This window comes from Acidovorax sp. sic0104 (assembly GCF_019219095.1).
Taxonomy (GTDB): domain Bacteria; phylum Pseudomonadota; class Gammaproteobacteria; order Burkholderiales; family Burkholderiaceae_C; genus Acidovorax.
On sequence record NZ_JAHUWH010000030.1, the window covers coordinates 22,683 to 44,550 of the forward strand.

Annotated in this window: 23 protein-coding genes; 10 read left to right on the plus strand and 13 right to left on the minus strand. The window is 64.5% G+C overall.

All coding sequences use genetic code 11. The features are described from left to right. Positions 1-12 precede the first annotated feature (12 nt). Positions 13-354, plus strand: coding sequence for a hypothetical protein (locus KW835_RS25990; protein ID WP_218387646.1), 342 nt, complete (start codon positions 13-15; stop codon positions 352-354). 88 nt (positions 355-442) lie between these two features. After that, on the plus strand, positions 443-964 hold the full coding sequence (locus tag KW835_RS25995; RefSeq protein WP_218387647.1) for a CHAP domain-containing protein: 522 nt from the start codon (positions 443-445) through the stop codon (positions 962-964). Positions 965-1,182: 218 nt separating this feature from the next. Here the strand turns inward: KW835_RS25995 and mmsB are convergent, their stop codons facing one another. The 6 genes from mmsB to KW835_RS26025 all read right to left on the minus strand — a co-directional run bounded on the left by mmsB (position 1,183) and on the right by KW835_RS26025 (position 6,704). Beyond that, positions 1,183-2,076, minus strand: a complete 894-nt coding sequence (gene mmsB / locus KW835_RS26000; RefSeq protein ID WP_218387648.1) for a 3-hydroxyisobutyrate dehydrogenase — start codon at positions 2,074-2,076, stop codon at positions 1,183-1,185. A gap of 259 nt (positions 2,077-2,335) precedes the next feature. Beyond that, the gene (locus tag KW835_RS26005) at positions 2,336-2,737 is read right to left on the minus strand and encodes a DUF488 domain-containing protein (RefSeq protein WP_218387649.1); all 402 of its coding nucleotides are present in this window, start codon (positions 2,735-2,737) and stop codon (positions 2,336-2,338) included. A gap of 71 nt (positions 2,738-2,808) precedes the next feature. Next, a complete protein-coding gene (locus tag KW835_RS26010) occupies positions 2,809-3,327 on the minus strand; it encodes a TfoX/Sxy family protein (protein ID WP_218387650.1) in 519 nt (172 codons plus the stop codon). A 66-nt stretch (positions 3,328-3,393) separates the two neighbouring features. Further along, complete coding sequence (locus tag KW835_RS26015) at positions 3,394-4,560, minus strand: acyl-CoA dehydrogenase family protein (protein ID WP_218387651.1); 1,167 nt, start codon at positions 4,558-4,560, stop codon at positions 3,394-3,396. A gap of 42 nt (positions 4,561-4,602) precedes the next feature. Continuing rightward, the gene (locus tag KW835_RS26020; RefSeq protein ID WP_218387652.1) at positions 4,603-4,983 is read right to left on the minus strand and encodes a lysozyme inhibitor LprI family protein; all 381 of its coding nucleotides are present in this window, start codon (positions 4,981-4,983) and stop codon (positions 4,603-4,605) included. Between the two features lie 197 nt (positions 4,984-5,180). Beyond that, positions 5,181-6,704: a CoA-acylating methylmalonate-semialdehyde dehydrogenase gene (locus KW835_RS26025; RefSeq protein ID WP_218387653.1), complete on the minus strand. Its 1,524-nt coding sequence runs from the start codon at positions 6,702-6,704 to the stop codon at positions 5,181-5,183. Positions 6,705-6,890: 186 nt separating this feature from the next. Here KW835_RS26025 and KW835_RS26030 point away from each other — a divergent pair, with 186 nt between their 5' ends. From KW835_RS26030 to KW835_RS26055, 6 genes are all read left to right on the plus strand, one after another. Further along, positions 6,891-7,694 carry a hypothetical protein gene (locus KW835_RS26030; protein WP_218387654.1) on the plus strand — a complete coding sequence of 268 codons (804 nt, stop codon included), beginning with the start codon at positions 6,891-6,893 and terminating at the stop codon, positions 7,692-7,694. Positions 7,695-7,715: 21 nt separating this feature from the next. Next, the gene (locus tag KW835_RS26035) at positions 7,716-8,606 is read left to right on the plus strand and encodes a LysR family transcriptional regulator (RefSeq protein ID WP_218387655.1); all 891 of its coding nucleotides are present in this window, start codon (positions 7,716-7,718) and stop codon (positions 8,604-8,606) included. 46 nt (positions 8,607-8,652) lie between these two features. Further along, on the plus strand, positions 8,653-9,177 hold the full coding sequence (locus KW835_RS26040) for an NUDIX hydrolase (RefSeq protein ID WP_255593979.1): 525 nt from the start codon (positions 8,653-8,655) through the stop codon (positions 9,175-9,177). Then, the gene (locus tag KW835_RS26045) at positions 9,174-9,635 is read left to right on the plus strand and encodes a YiiD C-terminal domain-containing protein (RefSeq protein WP_218387656.1); all 462 of its coding nucleotides are present in this window, start codon (positions 9,174-9,176) and stop codon (positions 9,633-9,635) included. Before KW835_RS26040 ends, KW835_RS26045 begins: the two co-directional genes overlap by 4 nt. A 51-nt stretch (positions 9,636-9,686) precedes the next feature. Then, positions 9,687-10,064, plus strand: a complete 378-nt coding sequence (locus KW835_RS26050; protein WP_056414834.1) for a PH domain-containing protein — start codon at positions 9,687-9,689, stop codon at positions 10,062-10,064. 141 nt (positions 10,065-10,205) lie between these two features. Continuing rightward, the gene (locus KW835_RS26055; protein WP_218387657.1) at positions 10,206-10,778 is read left to right on the plus strand and encodes a hypothetical protein; all 573 of its coding nucleotides are present in this window, start codon (positions 10,206-10,208) and stop codon (positions 10,776-10,778) included. A 163-nt stretch (positions 10,779-10,941) separates the two neighbouring features. Here KW835_RS26055 and KW835_RS26060 read toward each other — a convergent pair whose 3' ends face one another. The 7 genes from KW835_RS26060 to KW835_RS26090 form a co-directional block, all read right to left on the minus strand. After that, positions 10,942-11,100: a DUF3309 family protein gene (locus tag KW835_RS26060; RefSeq protein WP_007856361.1), complete on the minus strand. Its 159-nt coding sequence runs from the start codon at positions 11,098-11,100 to the stop codon at positions 10,942-10,944. 235 nt (positions 11,101-11,335) lie between these two features. Then, positions 11,336-12,979 (minus strand): DHA2 family efflux MFS transporter permease subunit, encoded by a 1,644-nt coding sequence (locus KW835_RS26065; RefSeq protein WP_255593980.1) that lies wholly within the window; start codon positions 12,977-12,979, stop codon positions 11,336-11,338. A gap of 12 nt (positions 12,980-12,991) precedes the next feature. Further along, positions 12,992-14,356 (minus strand): HlyD family efflux transporter periplasmic adaptor subunit, encoded by a 1,365-nt coding sequence (locus tag KW835_RS26070; protein ID WP_218387658.1) that lies wholly within the window; start codon positions 14,354-14,356, stop codon positions 12,992-12,994. A 218-nt stretch (positions 14,357-14,574) separates the two neighbouring features. Continuing rightward, positions 14,575-16,050, minus strand: coding sequence for an efflux transporter outer membrane subunit (locus tag KW835_RS26075; protein ID WP_218387659.1), 1,476 nt, complete (start codon positions 16,048-16,050; stop codon positions 14,575-14,577). Positions 16,051-16,119: 69 nt separating this feature from the next. Beyond that, the gene (locus tag KW835_RS26080; RefSeq protein WP_218387660.1) at positions 16,120-16,626 is read right to left on the minus strand and encodes a MarR family winged helix-turn-helix transcriptional regulator; all 507 of its coding nucleotides are present in this window, start codon (positions 16,624-16,626) and stop codon (positions 16,120-16,122) included. Positions 16,627-16,839: 213 nt separating this feature from the next. Continuing rightward, entirely contained in the window at positions 16,840-17,481 is a 642-nt protein-coding gene (locus tag KW835_RS26085) for a zeta toxin family protein (protein WP_218387661.1), read from the minus strand. 7 nt (positions 17,482-17,488) lie between these two features. Then, the gene (locus tag KW835_RS26090) at positions 17,489-17,824 is read right to left on the minus strand and encodes a ParD-like family protein (protein ID WP_218387662.1); all 336 of its coding nucleotides are present in this window, start codon (positions 17,822-17,824) and stop codon (positions 17,489-17,491) included. A 145-nt stretch (positions 17,825-17,969) separates the two neighbouring features. Between KW835_RS26090 and KW835_RS26095 the strand changes: the two genes are divergently transcribed. Beyond that, the gene (locus tag KW835_RS26095; protein ID WP_218387663.1) at positions 17,970-18,923 is read left to right on the plus strand and encodes a ketopantoate reductase family protein; all 954 of its coding nucleotides are present in this window, start codon (positions 17,970-17,972) and stop codon (positions 18,921-18,923) included. Between the two features lie 391 nt (positions 18,924-19,314). Then, positions 19,315-21,868, plus strand: a 2,554-nt coding sequence (locus tag KW835_RS26100; protein ID WP_218387664.1) for a DUF6531 domain-containing protein, incomplete at its 3' end; no start/stop codon positions are given.

Below are 21,868 nucleotides of genomic sequence, written 5' to 3' on the forward strand. Positions count from 1 at the left end.
CAAGGAGCAATCATGGCAACAGTAAATATCGTTACCGAAAAAAATCTTGGCGACAAGATGCTTGAGGCGGTCCAAATGTCCTTGGGAGCAAAATTTTCATCTGTGAAGCAGTTTGCCAAGGCGGAGACGGAAAAGTTCGCCATCACCTTGCGCATGATCATCGAGGCACGCGCAGCAAATGAAATAAGTCAGGCCGAGGCAAAGATTCTTCTCAATCAACAAAAAATCGCAACATCAGCGGTCCTTACAGCCGTTGAAGGAATGGGCATTTCCGCAGTGCAGGCCGCGATCAATGCGGCCTTGAAAGTTGTCAAGGATTTTGTCAATGGAAAAATTGGATTTGCTTTGCTTTAGCGCAGTTTTTGCCTCGTGCGCTACTGTCGCGGGCATGTTTATTTAACCTGGAATTTAATTGGTTTTGAATTCTCGATAGGAGGTTTGCATGGATGATGCGATACGGCGACTAATCAGCATAGCGCGATCCGAGCTGGGCACGCGAGAAGATGCAGTCAACAATACCGGTGCGCGAATTGTAGAATACCAAGGGGCAACTTGGTTGGCACCTGGGGCCTGGCCTTGGTGTGCAGCCTTCACCGCTTGGGTCATGAGAGAATGGCTTGAAGATGAATCTGTGAGAAAACTGCTAAATCTTGATACTTTTTCTTTGGCCGAAAAGTGGCGATGTCGGGATGCCAGTGCTTTCGGGTGGGAGAAGTGGGCCCGGCAAAGGAATATTTCGGTACTTCCAGAAACAGAAAAGGCTCGTGCGGGCGATTTTGTTGTTTTTGATTTTTCGCACATAGGCTTGGTCATTGAAAACCAGGTCTCGATCAATAGCAAGATCGTCACGATTGAGGGAAATACCAACGGCAGGGGTGAAAGGGATAGTGATGCCGGGGATGGTGTCTGGGAAAAGCAGCGGATGCCTAGCCTGACCAAGTCATATATCCGTATGTTCGATTGAGCGCCAAGCTGCTCTTGGTAGTAATTGCGCTAAAGATATTTTGAGGCTGATGAGTTCTGCACTCCGGTCCCTCGGCGTGCGTGCTACCCAGATGGCTGTGCCATCGATTTTGCGTAAGCCACAGCCAGTAGGAATGTATTTTCATGATAATTCAAGATCATTCAGATCAAAAAAATGCCAGCATCTGCTGGCATTTTTATTGGATGGAAAGGTGCCCCTCACCCTTTCTGCATCATCTTGATAATGCTGGAGAAATCCAGCCCCCCGTGTCCCGCCAGGCTGTGCGCCGCATACAGGTTGCGCGCCAGGCCGCCCAAAGGCGTGGCTGCCTTCACCGCCGCTGCGTTCTCCTGCGCCAGGCCCAGGTCCTTGAGCATCAGGTCGGTGCCGAAGCCGCCAGCGTAGCCCTTGCTCGCGGGCGCGGTTTCCATCACGCCGGGCATGGGGTTGTACTTCTCCAGCGCCCAATTGCCGCCCGAACTGCGGCGCATGATTTCTGAGAGGACTTTGGGATCCAGGCCGTTGGCCACGCCAAGGGCGATGGCCTCGCTGGTGCCGGCCATCAGGATGCCCAGCAGCATGTTGTTGCAGATCTTGGCCGTCTGGCCGGCGCCCACGCTGCCGGCGTGGAAGATGTTGGCGCCCATCTTTTCGAGGATGGGGCGGGCGCGCTCCAGCGCTGCGGTGTCGCCGCCCACCATGAAGGTGAGCGTGCCGGCGATGGCGCCGCCCGTGCCGCCCGAGACGGGGGCGTCGATGAAGGCCAGGCCCCGTGCCTTGGCGGTATCGGCCACCTTGCGCGAGGTGGCGGCGGCTATGGTTGAGCAGTCGATCACCAGCGCGCCCTCGGCCAGTTGGGGCAACAGGCCAGGCTGCTTGTCGTTGCCCAGGTACAGCGCCTCCACGTGCTGGCTGGCGGGCAGCATGCTGATGACCACTTCGGCGCCCAGCACGCAGGTGCCGGCGTCGGCGGCAATGCGCACACCGCCTTCGGCCAGCTTGTCGCAGGCAGGTTTGGAGAGGTCGAAGGCGCCCACGTCGTGGCCAGCCTTGTGCAGGTTCAGGGCCATGGGGCCGCCCATGTTGCCCAGGCCGATGAATGCGATCTTCATGCTGTGTTGCTCCTTGGTGTCGTTGTGATGGTGAAGGGACGGGTTAAAGGGGTTTGATATGAAATTGATAGCGGATAACGATTGACCAGTAAGCGCTACAGGCCAAAAAATCATTCATGAATTGTCGGCTTGGGGCAAGCTGTTCGCCCAGCGTTTATCAACAACCGTTCGCAAGATCGCGCTGGCTTCGACAGGCTCAGCCCGAACGGATGGGGGAATATTTGGGGCGATTGACTGGTGCCACAGGCAGGCATGAAGTTCATTCTTTGATGTCCGCTCCACGATTGGCCAGCTCAGCGCGCAGCACCGAGCGGTGGCAGCGCGACTCGTGCTCGCAGTAGCAGCCCACCGACATCGCGCTGTGTTGCGATAGTGCGGCCAGCAGGTCCAGGGTGCGGCTGGCCTCGGGCTGGGCCAGCTCCTTGCGGAAGTGTTGGACGAACGCCTGCCAGTCCTTGTCGCCCTCGGGGCCTGCGGCGACCTGCTGGCCCTGGGCCATCAGCTGTTGCGTGGGGGCGAGCAGCGGGTACCACACATCGTAGTAGTCGCGGATGGCGAACTCGGCCTTGGGCACGCCGCGCGGCGGGCGGCGTACGGTGCCGATGCGGGTGCCTTCCCCCGTGGCGCGCGGGGTGCCGAGGCGGACGATGCGGATGGGCATGGTGGTGGCTCCGGGGTGGGCTGGGGGATGGTGCGGGTGCGGGTGCGGGTGCGGGCGAGGGCGAGGGCGGCTCAGTCGTCGGCTTCGAAGATGCTGTGCTTCTTGGCTGCCGCTGTCTTCGTTGCCGCTGTCTTCCTTGCCGGCTTCTTCACGCCCGCACTTTTGTCGGACGCTTTGGCGGCAGGCTTCTTGCCGGTGGTGACGGCTGCCTTGCTGGCTGCAGCAGCGGGCGCGCGTTTCTTGCGCGGACTGGCCTTGGCCAGCGGGTTGTACGCCAGGGCTTGGTCGACCCAGAAGCTCCATTGCGCCCGCGTGGAGTAGCCATTGGGCTCCACCCAGAAGTAGCCTTTCATGCCACCGCCGGGCGACAGCTCGCGCGTGTTCTGCATCTCCTGCAGCTCGCCATGGCGCTCTGGCGGCAGGCGCACCAGCAGTTCTTCGCCCTTGACCGCGATGCACATCTTGCCGTCCACGAAGAACGCATGGGTGCCGAACAGCGGGCGTTCTTCCACATCGCCGCATCGGGCGAGCGCCGTGCGCACGGCGTCGATCAGGTGCAGGGTTTCGTCAGAGAGGGGGCGTGCGGGCATGGTTTTGATAATAATGGGCAGCTAACGATTGATGGGTAAGCGCCGGTAGCTATCAAAAATATAGTGTCAGCGAATCGCCTCCGTCGCATCCCCATCCAGCATGCGCCGCGCAATGATGACCCGCATGATCTCGTTGGTGCCTTCCAGGATCTGGTGCACGCGGGCGTCGCGCAGCAGGCGCTCCAGCGGGTATTCGCGGATGTAGCCGTAGCCGCCGTGCAGTTGCAGCGCGTCGTTGATGACGGTGAAGCCCGCGTCGGTGGCAAAGCGCTTGGCCATGGCGCAGTAGGTGGATGCATCCCGCGCACCGGCGTCGAGCTTGGCTGCAGCCAGGCGCACCATCTGGCGGGCGGCGACCAGCTCGGTCGCCATGTCGGCCAGCTTGAACTGCAGGGCCTGGAAGCTGGCGATGGGTTTGCCGAACTGCTTGCGGTCCTGCATGTACTGCTGGGCGGCGTTGAGCGCGCCTTGCGCCGCGCCCACCGAGCAGGTGGCGATGTTGATGCGGCCGCCGTCCAGGCCCTTCATCGCGATCTTGAAGCCTTCGCCTTCGCGGCCCAGCAAGTGGTCGGCGGGGATGCGCACGTTGTCGAAGCTGATGGTGCGCGTGGGCTGGCTGTTCCAGCCCATCTTCTGTTCCTTCTTGCCGTAGCTGATGCCCGGTGCGTCGGCTGGCACCACAAACGCGCTGATACCGCCCGCGCCCGATGCCGCATCGCCCGTGCGCGCCATGAGCACCAGCACGTCGGTGGCGCCCGCGCCGCTGATGAAGGCCTTGCTGCCGTTGATGACATATTCGTGCCCCGCCAGTTCGGCGCGGGTCTTGAGCGAGGCCGCGTCGGAGCCCGCGCCGGGTTCGGTCAGGCAGTACGACGCGAGCTTTTCGCCGGTGGTGAGCAGCGGGCCCCAGTGGTCGCGCACCGCAGGGGTGGCCCAGGTGCCCAGCATCCAGGTGGCCATGTTGTGGATGGTGATGAAGGCGGTGGTGCTGGGGTCTACGGCTGCCATCTCTTCGAAGACCAACGTGGCGTCCAGGCGGGGCAGGGCGAGGCCTCCGGCGGCTTCGGGCGCGTACAGTCCACAAAAGCCCAGCTCGCCCGCCTTGGCGATGGCTTCTTTGGGGAAGATGCCTTCTTCATCCCAGTGCGCGGCGTGGGGGGCGAACTCCGCTTGTGCAAAGTCGCGGGCCGTCTGGGCAAAGGCGCGTTGTTCTTCGGTGAGTTCAAAGTCCATGGTGTCTTGTCTCTTGGCTTTTTGTTGTTCTGGGGGGCGTGTTCACGGCTTGGCGGACGGGTGGTCCAGCGTCAGCCAGCGCATCAGGCCCTTTCGGCGCGCCTGGGTTTCGGCCGTGAGGCACTCGTGGTACAGGCGCGGCCACTGGGGTTGCGATTCGTTGCTGCGCTGCGCCTGCTTGCAGCGCGTGGTGCGCTCGCGTTGCCAGGCCGCGTGCTCCTGCCGCAGCTGGGGCCGTTCGTGGGCCGACAGGGCACGCATCACATCACCATAGAGAACGGCGATTTCAGTATCTGCCGCCTGGAAGGCTTGCACGGCGCAGGCGTTGGTTTCTTCGACGCTGCCACCCGGTTTGCAGGCGGAACCGGCCTGAGCGTGGGCATCGGCACCAACCAGCATCACGCACGCAGCACCGAAGACCATGGCCCATCTCCGCATCGTTGACTGAAAAGTTTGCATGCACCGCTTTTACCACCGCCCACAGCCGCTGAAACCGCGCGGCCCAGGCCAGTGCCACCGTGCAAGGGCAGCCATCAAGCGGCTCAGGCGCGGGTGGCGTCCCCCTTCCGCATCGCGCAGCGATGCAGAGAAAGGGGGAAGCGGCGAAGCCGCTCAGGGGTTTACTTCAGGCTAATTGTCGTGTTCACACCATGAGAGATGGTGCTGTCGTCAAACCAGCGTGCTGTCACGGTCTTGGTCTGCGTGTAGAACAGCACGACCTGCTTGCCGTAGGGGCCCAGGTCGCCCAGCTTGGATGCGCGCGAGCCCGAGAACGAGAACAGGGGCACTGGCACAGGGATTGGCACGTTGATGCCGACCTGGCCCACGTCGATCTCTTCCTGGAACTTGCGCGCTGCCGCACCCGACTGGGTGAAGATGGCGGTGCCGTTGCCGTTGGGGTTGTCGTTGATGAAGGCGATGGCTTCGTCAATGTCGGCTGCGGCCGACAGGCACAGCACCGGGCCAAAAATTTCCTGGTCGTAGATGGCCATGCCGGGCTTGACACCGCTGAACACCGTGGGGCCCACGAAGTTGCCCTTTTCGTAGCCAGCCACCTCTGGGTTGCGGCCGTCCAGTTCCAGCGTGGCGCCGTCGGCAATGCCGCGCTCGATCAGGCCCTGCACGCGGTCCTTGGCGGCGCAAGACACCACGGGGCCCACGTCCGTGCCCTTTTCGGTGCCAGCACTGATCTTCAGCGTCTTCGCCTTGGCCACAAGCTCGGGGATCCACTTTTGCGCTTCGCCCACCAGCACCACCACCGACAGCGCCATGCAGCGCTGGCCTGCGGCGCCGAAGGCCGCACCGGCCAGGGCGTTCAGGGTCTGTTCCTTGTTGGCATCGGGCATCACGATGGCGTGGTTCTTGGCGCCCATCATGCACTGCACGCGCTTGCCGTTGAGGCTGGCGCGGTTGTAGACATGAGTGCCCACCTTGGTGGAGCCCACAAAGCTGATCGCCTTGATGTCCTTGTGGTCGCAGATCGCGTTCACAGCCATCTCGCCGCCGTGGATCACGTTGAGCACACCGGCAGGTACACCGGCTTCGAGCGCCAGCTCCACCAGTCGCATGGTCACCATGGGGTCCTGCTCAGACGGCTTGAGCACGAAGGTGTTCCCCGTGGCGATGGCCATGGGGAACATCCACAGCGGGATCATGGCGGGGAAGTTGAAGGGTGTGATGCCTGCGCACACGCCCAGCGGCTGCATCAGCGTGTAGGTGTCCACGCCGCCGGCCACGTTGTTGGCCAGCTCGCCCAGCTGCAGGTTGCCGATGCTGGCAGCGTGTTCCACCACCTCCAGCCCACGGAATACGTCGCCTTCGGCGTCGGGCAGGGTCTTGCCTTGCTCGGCTGTGAGGATGGCGGCCAGCTCGGCCATGTTCTCGCGGATAAGCTGCTGGTACTTCAGGAAGATGCGGGCGCGCGTGCCGATGGGCGTTTTCTTCCAGGTCTTGAAGGCTTCCTTGGCCGATGCCACTGCGGCATCGATCTCCTCGGCCGTGGCAAACGGCACGCGCGCCAGCACCTGTTGCGTGGCAGGGTTCACTACGTCGCGCCACTCGGTGGTCTTGGACTCGACGAACTGGCCGCCGATCAGCAGCTTGACGGTGGGGGCGAGTACGGCCTGGGAGGTCGGTGCGTTCATGGGTGTTGTCTCCTGAATGGGAATGAAGGCAGTAGGGCGCCGAAGTGGGCCACCGACGCATGGTAGCTGTGCAAAATTGTGAAGACAATAGACAATACTGCGCACAAGGTTTGCAAAAATGCAGATTGCTGCCGCAGAGGCGCGGACCTTCAATGTGTTCGAGAGCGAAACGCTGGAAAGCAGACGATGAGAGCTTTGTCGATGGCCTTGCTGGCCGCAGGATGCTTGGTACATGCGGGCCAAGCGGTGGCTGCGCAGACCCTGGAAGAGTTGTTGGCGGCATCGCCTGCTGCCGCCGCGCAGGCTGCGGCCCACAAGGGGGACACCCGTTTCATGGGCGTTCCGGCCTGTGTGGCCAACCAGGTTCCGGGGATGCCGTTCGAACCCACCGCGTGGTGGAAGGGCCAGGACCGCATCGAACCCCTGGAATGCGAGACCGTGGTGGGGCAGGCGGCGGTCGAGCGCATGGGCCAGTTGCGGCAGTTCGCCAAGGAGTACAACCTCGCCATGCTGGCACATGTTCGTGCCCATGGCCTGTACCCGCTGTATCCATGGGATGCAGAACCCAACCACCAGCCCACGCCTGCGCAGCAGAAGCTGATCGCCGCGCAAGCCGAGGCCGCGCTCGATGCGTTTTATGCTCCGAAACGGCCTGCATCCGTCGACCTTCACGACGATGTCGGGGCCTGGATGACTGCGGGTGGCAAGCTGTCACGGCTTTTCGTGAGTTCCAAGGTGGATGCGGCGGATTGGAAGAAGGCATTCCCGAGCGCGCGCTGGAAGTCCGTCGCCACGCCCCGGGATTTCGTGCGAACGGCCCACAAGGTGGCGCCCACCTACACCGGGATGATCGGGGGCAAGCCCGCTTACCTGTTCGTCAGCCCTGAGCGGGGCGGCGAGATTCTGCTGGGCATGGTGCTGATCTATGACACGGACGAGCCGGCAATCGCTCCCGCGCAGGAAGATGCCCGAACCAGGCCGGCGCGCTGACGCGCGAGCAGCTTCAACACCATGGATTGGGACAACCTGCGCTACTTTCTGGAGCTTGCCCGCTCCGGCACGCTGGTCGGCGCCGCCCGCCGCCTGGCGGTGGACCACACCACCGTCGCGCGACGCATCCAGGCGCTTGAAAAGCAGGTGGGCTCGGCCCTGTTCGCCCGCGAGGCGGCGGGCCACAGGCTGACCGAGGCGGGCCGCGCGCTGCTGCCCCAGGTCGAGGCCATGGAGGCCGCCTTCCTGGCGGTGGAGAGTGCGGCGCCCGGCGTGCGGCAGGGACTGCAGGGGCTGGTGCGCATCGGCACCACCGAGGGCTTTGGCAACCTGGTGCTGGCGCCGCAACTGGCGCACTTCGCGCTGGAACACCCGGGCCTGGTGCTGGACTTGCTCGCGCTGCCGCGCCTGGTGCACCTGTCGCGGCGCGAGGCGGACATCGTGATCTCGCTGGAGCGCCCCGCGCGGGGCGCGGTAGTGGTGGTAAAGCTCACGGACTATGTGCTGCAGCTCTATGGCAACGAGGGCTACCTGGCGCGCCATGCCCCCATCCGCTCGCCCGACGACCTGCGCGGCCACAGCTTCATCAGCTATGTGGACGACCTGCTGTTCACCAAAGAGCTGCAGATCCTGGACGAACTGCACCGCCCCGCGCGTTTTGCGCTGCGCAGCACCAGCATCCTGGCGCAGTACGAGGCAGTGCGCGCAGGCGCAGGCCTGGCGGTGCTGCCGGCCTTTGTGGCCTCGCAGGACCGGGCGCTCCGGCCCGTACTGCCGGGGCTGGCACGTTTCACGCGCACGTTCTGGATGTCCATGCCCGAGGAAAACAAGCACGTGGCCCGCATGCAGGCCACCTGGGCCTTCCTGCGCGAGACCGTGGGCGCCCAGCAGGGCTTGCTGCTGCCCGACTGAGCGGAGCGCACGGTGCCTGTCACCATGCCGCGATAGGATCGGCAGCATGAAGCCCATGGCACCGTCCACCCCCATCGCGCCGCGCGTTCGCCTGCGGGCCGCAGCTGTCATCACGCGGCCCGGGCAGGTGCTGCTGCACCGTGCCGAAGGCGACATGTTCTGGGCACTCCCCGGCGGCGGCATCGAGCCGGGCGAGAGTGCCGCCCAAGCGCTGGTGCGCGAGATGCACGAAGAACTGGGCGCGGCGGTGGAGCCCGGCGCGCTGGCCTGCGTGGTGGAGAACTTCTACGCCTATGGCGGCGTGGACTACCACGAGATGGGCCTGTACCTGCACGCCCAGCCGCAGCCAGGCAGCCTGCTGGACCAGACGCCCGGCCCGTATGTGGGCGCCGAAGGCCATCGCGGGCTGGAGTTCGCGTGGTTTGCCCGTGCCAGCCTGGCCGAACTGGACCTGCGCCCGGCCTTCCTTGGCGAAGCCTTGGCAACGCTGGGTGACGTACCTGGTCATGTGCAGCACTTCGTGCACCGCGACCCGGCTCCCGCACCCACCGACCAGAAAGCCCCTGCATGAATCCTCGTGACCTGGAGTCCTACCTGCACGACCACATCCCCCTGGCCCGTGCCATGGGCGTGTCGGTGGTGGACGCATCACCGCAGCGCGTGGTGCTGACCGCGCCGCTGGCGCCCAACATCAACCACCGCGACACGGTGTTCGGCGGCAGCGCGTCGGCCGTGGCCATCCTGGCGGCGTGGAGCATGCTGCATGTGCGGCTGTCGGCACAAGCGCTGGGCAGCCGGCTGGTCATCCAGCGCAACACCATGGACTACCTGGCGCCCATGGCCGGCACCTTCACCGCCGTGGCCGACGCCCCGTCGGCCGCGGTGTGGAGTTCCTTCACCCGCATGCTGCAGCGCAAGGGCATCGGGCGCATCGTGCAGACTTCGGTGCTTCACTACGAGGGCCAGCCCGCCGGGCAGCTGGAGGGCGAGTTCGTCGCCTTCGGGCCGGGCTACCAGTCGCTGGCCTGAAGGGCCGGGGCTTGACGGGCCACCGGGACATCACAACAGCAGGAGAACACGATGGGACTTTTTGACGGCGTCATGGGCAATGCATCCAAGATCGATGCAGCGAAGATCCAGGAAGAGTTCGGGCGCATCCTCGCGCCCGGCGAGGTGGTGGAGCATGCCTATCAGTTGATTCGCGACTATTTCGTGTTCACCAACAAGCGGCTGGTGCTGGTGGACAAGCAGGGCATGACCGGAAGCAAGGTGGAATACCACTCGCTGCCCTACAAGAGCATCACGCACTTCAGCATCGAGACCGGCGGAACCTTCGATCTGGATGCCGAGTTGAAGATCTGGATCTCGGGCAGCGCCGCGCCGTTTCAAAAGCAGTTCAACAAGCGGCTCAGCATCTACGAGGTGCAGTCGGTGCTGGCGGGCTACGTGCTCAAGTAGGCAAGGTGGGGGGCGATGTCGCCGCTTCTCAGGCCTTTGCCAGGTGCACGGTGCGGGTACCCTGGCGGGGCAAGGCGAAACGGTGGCCCGTCGATGGTCGTCCCACGGCACCGGGGTGTCGCCACACAGGAGTTCATGGCGATGTCACCTCTCATTTCCGGCCTGGCGTCCGTTGCGTCGATGGTCTTCAACGCCGCCTCGGGCGGATCCTCCAAGGCAGCGGCCACGCGCCGCAGCAGCGAGACGGCCGATGCGCAACCCTCTGCGGTCGTCACGCTCAGCCCGCAGGCCGAGGCGCTGGCCGGGTTTGCGGGCAAGGGCATTCTGGTGTCGCAAGGCAAGCTCGATGGTGCCTTGGGTGCCGTCCAGCGCGGTGGCGCGCAGAGCGGGCGCAGCGCAGGGGCGGCGGGCGGGGGCGCCTCGGTGTCGGTGCAGGACTTTCAGGAGATCCTGACCCGCTTTGGCGCCGACGATGCCCAAAAGCAGCAGATCACAGCGGGCTTTGATGCCAACAAGGACGGCAGCATCTCGCACGACGAGTTCTTGAAGGGCATGGCCAGCACATCGATCCAGAAGCAGGGCACCGATTTTTCGCAAGCGGTGCTTCAGATGATGGACAAGGGCGGCGATGCCAACGGCGTGGTGAACCAGAACGAGTTCGCTGCGTTCACCACGGCGTTTGCCCGCGCAGAAACGCGTGTGGGCACGGTGTAAGGTATTTGCGCGGTGCGCGGCACCGGGTCTGCAGTGGCGCGGCGGGCATGACAGGCAAGTACAGCGCCCACGAAAAAGCGGCCCGAGGGCCGCTTTTGTCTTCAAGGTGTGACACCGGGATGCTGCGGACGTTGTCCGCCCGCGCCACCCTGGTGCCGCACTTTTATATCCTGCCCATGAGCAGCAGGATCACCAGGATCAGCACCACGAGGCCAATACCACCACTGGGTCCGTAGCCCCACGAACGGCTGTGGCCCCAGGTTGGCAGTGCGCCAACGAGGATGAGGATCAGGACAATCAGCAGAATCAGCGAGAGCGACATGGCAGTTCCTTGTTATGGGTTACGGTGACTGCATTGTTGGGCTCGTACCCTGTAGGTGACCGAAGGTGCTGCGCCTGCTCCCGGGTCAGGAATTTCCGACAGGGAGTGTGGGATTGCAGGGGCGTCAGCGTGGCATGTGGCGAGCCCTGCAGTTGCTGCGCGATGCGTGGCCCAAAAAAGAACCGGCCCAAGGGCCGGTTGTTTGCGCTGTGGCGCAGAGCGCGCGGGCGCTTTGTCAGTGCGCCCCACCAGCATCGGCCGCGCCGCCGCCCGCGGCCCGTGGCGGCCGCTTGGTCAGCCAGATCAGCCCGATGAGCAGCAGGAACAAAAACGCCGACCCCAGGAAGATGTCGTTGGCAGCCCGCGTGAAGGCCTGCTGGTCGATCAGCCGGTTGACCTGCGCCAGCGCCTGCATCTGCGTGAGGCCCGATGCGGTCAGGTTGTCCAGCGTCTGCCCGAACACCCCCTGGCCTTGCACCAGCCCTTCGGTCAGGTGCGCGTGGTGCATGGCGGCGCGGCTCTCCCAGAGCGTGGTGGCGATCGACGTCCCCATGGCCCCGGCGGTGATCCGCACGAAGTTGGACAACCCCGCAGCCGCCGGTATGCGCTCGGGCGGGATGCCCGCCAAGGTGAGCGTGGTCAACGGAATGAAGAAGAACGCCATGGCCGCGCCCTGCAGCAGGGTGGGGATCAGGATGTGGATGAAGTCCGTCTGCACCGTGAACTGCGAGCGCATCCACAGCACCGTGCTGAACACGATGAACGCGCCCGTGGCCATGCGGCGCGGGTCCCACTGGCCGACCTTCTTGCCCACCAGTGGCGTGAGCAGGATGGCGAACACGCCCACCGGCGCCAGCGCCATGCCGGCCGAGGTGGCGGTGTAACCCATCCACTGCTGCAGCCACAGCGGCAGCAGCACCACGTTGCCGAAGAAGAGGGCATACGCCACCGACAGCGCGAGTGCACCGAAGGTGAAGTTGCGGCCCTTGAAGAGCTTCAGGTCCACTACCGGGTGCTTCTCGGTCAGCTCCCACACCAGGAACACCGCGAACGCGACCACGGCGACCACGGCCATGATGATGATCTCGCCCGAGGCGAACCAGTCGAGCTCCTTGCCCTTGTCGAGCATGAGCTGCAGCGCACCGACCCACAGCACCAGCAGACTCAGCCCCACCGTGTCGATGGGCAGCTTGCGGATCGGCGTCTCGCGCTTGCGGTAGATGCCCCAGGTGAGCAGCCCGGCCAGCAGGCCCACGGGCACGTTGATGTAGAAGATCCACGGCCAGGAGATGTTGTCGGTGATCCACCCACCCAAGAGCGGTCCCACCACGGGGGCGACCAGCGTTGTCACTCCCCACAAGGCGAGGGCGGTGCCGGCCAAGGCTTTGGGGTAGCTGGCGAGCAGCAGCGTCTGGCTCAGCGGGATCATCGGCCCGGCCACCAGGCCTTGCAGCACGCGGAAGAACACCAGCATCTCCAGCGACGAGGCGAACCCGCACAGCCAGGACGTGAGCACGAACAGCAGCACGCTCATGGTGAACAGGCGCACGGCGCCGAAGCGCTGCGTGAGCCATCCGGTGAGCGGCACCGAGATGGCATTGGCCACGCCAAAGCTGGTGATGACCCAGGTGCCCTGGCCGGGGCTCACGCCCAGGTCGCCGGCAATGGCGGGGATGGAGACGTTGGCGATGGACGAATCCAGCACGTTCATGAACGTGGCCAGGGAGAGCGACAGCGTGCCCAGCAGCAGGGCAGTGCCCTGCAGCGGTGGGTAGCCCGCAGGTGGGCCCGGCGGGGCTGCGGGTGGCGATGCGGCAGGGACCGCAGGCGCGGCGGCTGCCTGGCTTGCGGTGTCTGCAGTAGGGTTGGCGGCAGTCATGCGAACCCCGGCTTACTGCACCGCTGGCGATTGCAGGGCTTGCGCGGCTGCTGCGGGTGCAGACGCATGCTTCTCGATGTGGGGCGCGGAGGGCGTTGAAGCCATGGCCGGGGACTTCGTACTGGCCTTGCCGGCCGCGCCCACCTTGGGCGACGCCGCGGCCACGGCGGCCTTGCTGCTGCGGCCCAGGTTGGCGGCAATGATCTGCGCCACTTCATCGTCGGCCGCCTTGAACTGTTCGTCGAACACGGCGGTGGCGGCCACGGGGGTGGAGCGTTGCGTGTCGGCCAGGGTCTTGCCGCTCTGGTCGGCCGTGTCCACCTTGACCTCCATCGACAGGCCCACACGCAGCGGGTGCTCGGCCACCTGCTTGGCGTCCAGTGCGATGCGCACAGGCACGCGCTGCACCACCTTGATCCAGTTGCCGGTGGCGTTCTGCGCGGGCAGCAGCGCAAAGGCTGCGCCGGTGCCGGCCCCCAGGCCGGTCACGGTGCCGTGGTACTTGACCTTGGTGCCGTATACATCGGCTTCGAGCTCGGCGGGTTGGCCGATGCGCAGGCTTTGCAGCTGGCTTTCCTTGAAGTTCGCGTCCACCCACAGATCGTTCAAGGCCACCAGCGTCATCAGCGGTGCGCCGGCCTGCACGCGCTGGCCCACCTGCACGCCGCGCTTGGCGACATGGCCGTCCAGCGGCGCGACCAGTTGGGCGCGCTGCACGGCCAGGTAGGCCTCGCGCACGCGGGCCGAGGCGCGCTGCACGTTGGGGTGCTGCTCGATGGAGGTGCCTTCGGTCTGCGTCTGGCTGGCGGCCAGTTGCTCCTGCGCGGCCACCACGGCCGACTGGGCAGCGGCGACGGTGCTCTTGGCGGCTGTGACCTGGGCCGTGGCGTGCTGGAACTCTTCCTTGCCCACGGCGCCGCTGGCCATCAGCGGTGCGCGGCGCGTCACGTCGTCCTGCAGGCGTGCGGCTTCTGCCTGCGCGCGGGCCAGGTCGGCGCTGCGCAGGCTGACCTGGGCCTTGAGCGTGGAGTTGTTGGCGAACAGCGTGCGCACTTCGCGCACCGTTTGCGCGAGTTGGGCCTCGGCCTGCTCCAATGCCACGCGTGCATCGGCGGGGTCGAGCTTGACCAGCAGCTGGCCGGCCTTCACGTAGTCGGTGTCGTCCGCGCCGATGGAGACGACGGTGCCGCCGACCTGCGGCGTGATCTGGACCACGTTGCCCGCCACGTAGGCGTTGTCGGTGGTCTCGACGTGGCGGCCGTTGGCCCAGTGCCAGCCGCCCCAGCCGATGGCTACCAGCGCGACGGCGGCGGCAATGATGGTGAGGCCCCGGCGGCGGGCGGTGTTGGCTTCGTTGGCGGTGAGAGGTTCGCTCATGGCAGTGGTCTTTCAGGAATGTGTTGTTGTGTGGTTTTTGTAGGGGGCTGGCTTCGGGCTGTTGCGCTGGTCAGCGTTCGCACGTCACCTCGACCGTTCGGGCTGAGCTTGTCGAAGCCTTGCGCGGCGCTTCGACAGGCTCAGCGTGAACGGATGAGGGGCGTGGGAAAGGCACGGCATGCGAAGGCGCTCGGACTGGGCCACAGCAAACCTTGCGTCTATCGCGCTGCGGTCTGCAGCGTTGCCGTGTCATCGGTCCAGCCGCCGCCCAGCGCCTTCATCAGCTGCAGGCGGGTATCGAGCTGGCGCGCGCGCAGGTCCACGGCCAGGCGGCGCTGGGCCAGCACCTGGCTTTCGGTGGAGAGCACCACCAGGTAGTTGCCCAGGCCTGCGCGGTAGCGGTCCTGCGCAAAGCGGTAGGCCTTTTCGGCGCTGGCCACGGCGTCGTCCTGGAGCGTTTGCTGGCGTGTGAGCGACTGGATGGATGCCATGGCGTCGCCGGCTTCCTTCACCGCGTCGAGCACCGCGCCGTTGTACTGGGCGATGGCGGCGTCCAGTTCGGCCTGGCGGCCGCCCAGCTGCGCGCGCAGGCGGCCGCCGTCGAAGATGGGCAGGCGCAGCGCCGGGGTCACGCCCATCTGGCGCGAGCCGGCATTGAACAGATTGTCCAGGCCCAGCGAGTTCAGGCCGATGAAGGCTGCGATGTTGATGTTGGGGTAGAACTCGCTGCGTGCGCTGTTCACACCCTGCGTGGCGGCTTCGACGCGCCAGCGTGCGGCCACCACGTCAGGCCTGCGGCCCAGCAGGTCTGCGCCCAGCACGTCGGGCACGGCATTGCGTTGCAGCTGGGCCAGTTGCGGGGCCAGCGTGGGCAGCGCATCGGGGGGCTGGCCGCTCAGCACCGCGATCTGGCGGCGTGCGAGAGTGATCTGCTCGTCCAGCGCTTCGATCTGCGTGCGGGCATCGGGCACGGCGGCCTGGGCCTGCGTCAGCTCGACCTGGCTGTCCAGGCCGGCGGACACGCGCTCCTGGGTGAGGCGTTGCTGCTCTTCGCGCTGCGCCAGGGCGCGGGCGGCCACATCGCGCTGCGATACCAGCCGGGCCAGCGCCACATAGCTGCGGCCCACCTGCGCGGCCAGGGTGTTGGCGGCGGCGGCGGCATCGGCCTGGGCAGCGCGGGCCTGGCCCAGCGCAGCCTGCAGCTCGGCCGCATGCTGGCCGAAGAAGTCCGGCGACCACGACAGCGTGGCCTGCACCGTGCCGCTGTTGTAGGTGTTGCCGGCGATGGGCGCCGGCACCAGGCCGTTGGCGGTGTAGCGCTGGCGGGTCACGTCCACACCCAGGTTGACCTGCGGGCCGTTGGCCGCTTCGCGCACCTGACTCAGGGCAACCGCCTGCTCCAGCCGGGCGCGGCTGACGGCCAGGCTGGGGTTGCCTTGCAGAGCTTGCTCGACCAGGGCGTCGAGCTGGGCATCGCCCAGCGTCGTCCACCACTGGCTGGGTGCTGCGGTGTCGGTGGTGGCGGACTCCGCCAGGCCCACGGCGGCAGGCGTGGTCTGGGCCAGCGGGGTGTGGGGCGCGCCGGGGCTGGCGCAGCCGACCAGCAGGAGGGCGGCGGCCAATGCCAGGGCCGATACGGCGAAATGCGCGGCAAACGCCGAGCGGATCGAGGGCAGGGGGGCTGTGGTGTTCACAGGGTTCTCCAAAATGGTTTTATGGGGTGTTGTGTGTGGAGGTCGGAAACAGTGCGCGGGCTGACGGCGTCAGGCTGAATCCGGCGGCCGCTGCTGGCGCAGCGCATCGCCGTTGGCCAGCATGCGGCGCAGCAGGCTGAGCAACTGCTGCCACTCGTCGTGGCTGAAGTCGCTGAGGTGGCCGTTGAGCACCTCCGCCAGCACAGGTGGCACGCGGGCCGCGACCTTGTCGCCCTCGGCCGTGAGCGCCAGGCGCACGACGCGGCGGTCGGTGGTGGAGCGCTCGCGCAGCACCAGGCCCTTGGCTTCCAGGCGGTCCATCGCGCGGGTCATGGACGCGGGGTCGGTCTCCAGGTCCCGCGCCAGGCTGGCCACCGTCGTCTGGTCGCACAGCGAGATCTTGAACAGCGGGAGCCACTGCGCATAGGTCAGGTCGTGCGTGGACAACTGGGCGTCCGCCTGGGTGCGGATCGACGACATCACCTTGCGCATCAGGTAGCCCACGCTCTCCTGCGGGTTCAGTTGGCTGGGGTCGTAAAAGCCCTGAGCGGAAGAAGAGGAGGTTGGGGAGGTCATGGGCAGGGAATTTAATTGACTAGACAATTATTGTCTTGGCAATGGTGATCACCCACAACGGCAACAGGGATTTTTAAAGCTCTGAAATTGCTATCTAATTCATAGCTTCTGGCGTATTTCCAGTAAGCGCTAGAGGCATATTTTTATGTGAAATCCAGTGCCCGAAGACTGTTCGGACAGCTCTGGATCGCCTTGCGGACATGCCGCAGCGGGCTATCGGCCGATCAGGCGCCGCGCCCATACGGGTAGCGGCTGGACCAACGGGGTGATCTGGCCGGGTGAGCACATCGCCACCAGTTGCGGCCCGGTGGCAGCGGCTTCTGCTGCGTCATACAGGTACGACACATTGGCTTGGCGCACCGCCTGCGCCAGGTTGTCCATGGTGCGGGGGTAACGCGCGAGGATGCGTTCAGGCGGAACGGCGTGCCCGCCTTCGCGCACACGTTGGGCCACACGCGACAGCAGCCGCGCCGGGTCGTCCAGCGCCACGATGTACAAGGCCACTGTGTAGCCACACTGCTGGGCTTGCTCAATCAGCGCAAGTTTGGACGGGTGCGAAAACACGGTCTCGCTGGCGAAATCGGCGCCTTCGCACAGCAGCGCGGCTCGGCGTGCATCGGCCCATTGCCGGGCTGTTTCAGACCGTGCCTCCGGGTCGGCGATGTGCTGAAGGTGGGCCTGCTCATGCAGGTCCGCGTTCACGAACGGGAGTGGCGGGCCGAGGATGCCCTCGCGCACCAGCGCGCGGTAGAGCGTGGATTTGCCGGCGCCGTTGGGGCCCGCCAGCAGGTGAAACCAGCGAGTTGGGGTGGAGCTGCTGGACGGCGGTGAAGTGCGAGGCTGCGACGGCGCCATCGACTTTTCAGACGGCAGCCGCCTTGGCCTGGTTTTCCTGAACCACGTCCCGTACCCGCTGCGCCAGAGTCCCGCGAGTCTGCGCTGCCAGCAGGCGGGCTGTGAGGTCGTTCACCGATGCCGGGGCTACCAGGGCGCTGTTCCGCGAAGTCGCAGCTTCATATTGCTCTATGGCGCTGCGGGCCTCCGAGACGCTCAGGCCTGTGTGCTCCACGATCTGTCCGAGCGTGGCCCAGTATTCGATCTGGCTGGCCACGGAGCGGCGCATGGGCTGTGCGGCTTGGCGGGCCTGTTCCACCAGATGGGCGGGCAGCTTGACGGAAGAAAAGGCGGTAGCAGACATGGTGATCTCCTGATTGGCGCATTTTGCGTCAATCGGGGTGAGATCGCAATGGTGCAAGGAAATTCGGGGTCTTCGCTGCATGGCTTTTCGGGCGATACCATGTGTTCAACTTTGCTCATCCAGTTTCACCAACATCCAGAGCGCCATGACCGAGTCCGCCCAATCCCCAGCCGTTGATTCCGCCACCCCGGCCTTGCGCTTTGCCGTCATGGGCGCGGGCGCGGTGGGCTGTTACTTTGGTGCCTTGTTGGCCCGTGCAGGCCATGCCGTCACGCTCATCGGGCGGCCTGCCCACGTGCTGGCCGTCCGCGACAAGGGGCTGCGACTGCAGACGGCGACGATGGATGTGCAGGTGCCACTGGCGGCCAGCACCGAGGCCAGTGCCGTGCAGGGTGCCGATGTGGTGCTGTTTTGCGTGAAATCGTCCGACTCGGAAGACGCTGCGCAGCAGATTCGCCCGCACCTGGCACCCGGTACGCTGGTGCTGACGCTGCAGAACGGCGTGGACAACGATGAGCGTGTGCGCGCCGTACTGGATGCGAGCACCCCGGTGGCCGCAGCCGTGGTCTATGTGGCCACCGCCATGGGTGGAGCGGGGCATGTGGTGCACCATGGCCGGGGCGAGCTGGTGATTGCGCCTTCGCCGCGCAGCGACACGGTGGCCCGCCAGCTCACGGCGGCGGGCATTCCCACCCAGGTGTCTGACAACGTGCGGGGCGCTCTGTGGGCCAAGCTGGTGCTTAACAGCGCCTACAACGCGCTGTCGGCCCTGTCGCAACAGCCCTATGGGCCGCTGGTGCAGGTGCCTGGCGTGACGCAGGTGATTGCCGACATCGTGGCCGAATGCCTGGCAGTGGCGGCTGCCGATGGAGTCACCATTCCGGGCGATGTGCAGGCTGCCGTGCGTGGCATCGCCAGCACCATGCCAGGGCAGTATTCGTCCACCGCGCAGGATCTGTCACGGGGCAAACCCACCGAGATCGACCACTTGAATGGCTATGTGGTCAAGCGCGGAGCGGCTCTGGGGGTGCCGACACCGCTGAACCATGCGCTGCAGGTGCTGGTGAAACTCGCGGAAGTGCGGGGTGTTTCTGCGTAGTGCGGGCGTATTGCGCAGCCATGTCCCTGTGTCCTCGAAATCCTGAAAACCTTTCACGCAGAGGTTCTACGGTTTCTGGTTTTACACGCCTTTCCTTAACAGAAATGGGCATGTCGCGAAACTACAAGAAATATGAGTGATGACGAGAGTGCACACGAAAACGTTGCGCTAACATTTTCGTCTGCCGCGATGTGAATTAAATTGCATTTATACGCAATCGCCCTGAAAACCGTGTTCCTGGGTTGGCTGCAGATTTAGCGATTCGTAACAAATATCAGGCCAATGCAGTACATGCGGCTGCTCCATATCCGTGTAGATTTTTGAGATGCGTGCGCCAGCCTTGGTGAATAACGCGAATCAACCTGCCTCAAATAATAAGAGAGGGAAACCAATGTTCAAAAGCTCAAAGGCGACTCCAAGAATCTCAACGCTTGCAGCGTTAATTTTTGTAGCGTTTTTTACAGAGTCGGCTCACTCGGCGAATGAATGGCGGTCGCATTTCTATCAGGACAGAAAGTTTTCCAGCCCAGGGGCTTGCAACGAGTTCAATATCGAAATATGGCACCAAGTCTGGCCCGGCCATCTCGATGCAATTTTCACGCTTTCAGATATCGAGGAAGGATATTGGGCGTGGACAATTACAAACAATGCCGGCGGCAAACTTTATTGCTGGATAGATAAGCCCGACGAAAGCGGGAATGAAGACTCCCCGCCTCCAGAGCAGCCCCCAGAGAATCCACCTCCAGATCTCCCCCCTGACACCCCACCAGAGCCACCCAGGCCACCGGAGAACACGCCGCCGCCCTGGGAGCCCGCAAATTGCACAGAGAATCCCATCGTCCCCGCCAAGGCAGAAAAAATCCGCAATGAACTGGACTGGATCGATGGCGGTCCATCCCCACTGAGCTTTGTTCGCTACTACAGCAGTAAGACCAATACGGATCTGGGCATCGGCAAAGGCTGGAATCACAACTGGGGTGCCAGCCTGTCGCTGTACCCGGCAAGTGGACCTGTCGGCGCCATCATCAAGCTGCCGTCGGGTGATGAGCACGTCTACAGCAAGCTCAATGGCGCGACAAGTTGGACAACCGCAAACGGATTGGACCAGCTCACCCAAAACCCGAATCAGACATGGACGTGGAAGCGTGCCAACGACGACAGCCTGTGGATCTTTAGTTCCACCGGCCTGCTGATCAGCTCCACCAACCGCACGGGCTGGACCACCACCTATACATACTCAGCCAACGGTCTCCTGACCGGTGTCACCAACCCCTTCGGGCGCCAGATCACATTGGGCTACAACGCCCAGAATCAGCTGACCAGCGTGCAAACGCCTGATGGCCGAATTCTTAGCTACGGCTACGACACCTCGCGCCGCCTCACCTCGGTCACCTACCCGGACAACAAGCAGCGCCAGTTCGTGTACGAACACACGCTGTTCCCCAACGCGCTCACCGGCATCATTGATGAGAACAACAAGCGGTGGGGGACCTTCGCCTATGACGCATGGGGTCGGGCGGTCAGTAGCGAACTCGCCGGCGGGGTCAGCCGCTATGAGGTGGGTTATCCGGCTGCGCGGCAAAGCACCATCAAAGATCCGCTGGGCATCACCCGCAGCTATTCCTACAGCACGGCGGGAGGATACAGCCAGGTCGCGTCGTCCAGTGCTGCCTCTGGTCCCGGCACTTCTGTCATTGCCAATCGCACCATCAATGCGCAGGGCTTGGTCACGCAAAGCACAGACTTCAAAGGCAACAAGTCCACAACATCGTGGGATCTCTCTCGCTTCCTGCAAACCGACTACACGGAAGCATTCGGGACAGCTCAGCAGCGCTCAACCACGTACACATGGCATAGCAACCTGCGGTTGCCGGTCGGTATCACTAGGACCGGGCGCACCACCATCTTTACCTACGACACGCAAGGTCGCCCGTTGAGCCGGACGATCGTAGATACGACGGTCTCGCCCAACACCAATCGAACATCGAGCTGGACCTACAACGCTCAAGGCCTCGTAGCGACTGCCACCGCCGCCAACGGAGCTGTTACCCAGTACACCTATGACAGCGTGGGCAATGTAGCCACGATGACCAACGCGCTGGGTCATGTCACGACGTACAGCTGGGACAGCGGGAACCGCCTGGCGAGCGTCACCTACCCCAACGGGCGCGTAGTCAGCTACACCTGGGATGCGCGTGATCGTCTGCTCACGCTCGCCAGTGCTGGCTACACCAAGACGATGACCTATCTGCCCAGTGGGCAGGTCCATACGGTCACCGACTCAGCGGGCTACGCAGTCACCTACCAGTACGACGATGCTCACCGCATGACAGGCTGGAGCGACAACCGCAGCAACTCCGGCGTCTACACCCTGGATGCCATGGGCAACCGCACCCAGGAAGACCTGCGTAACGCCCAGGGGCAAACTGCCTGGCGCGTTGCACGCACCATCAATAACCTCAATCGTGCATCCTCCGTCACAGTCGGCGCGCAGACAACCACCTTTGGTTACGACGCCAACGGCGATTCGACGTCGGTCACCAATGGCCAGGGGCAAAGCGAGAGCCAGAACCTGGATGCTTTGCGCCGCGTTGCCAGCATTACCAACGCAGAGAACGCCACAGCGTCTCTGAGCTACAACGCCCTGGATGCCACCACCCAGGCCCGCGACTTCAAGGGCGTGGCCACCACCTACACCCGCGACGCGCTGGGCAACGCCACCAGCGAGACCAGTCCGGACACGGGTACAGAGAGCGCCCAGTACGACGCGCTGGGCTTGGCTGCCACGATCACAGACGCCCTGGGCCAAACCACCAGTATTGAGCGAGACCGGCTCGGCCGCCCGACCCTGGTCACCTACGCCGACGGCCGCACCACCACCCTGCGCTACGACCTCACGCCCACCAGCAAGGGATACCTGAGCGAGATCGTGGACGCCAGCGGCA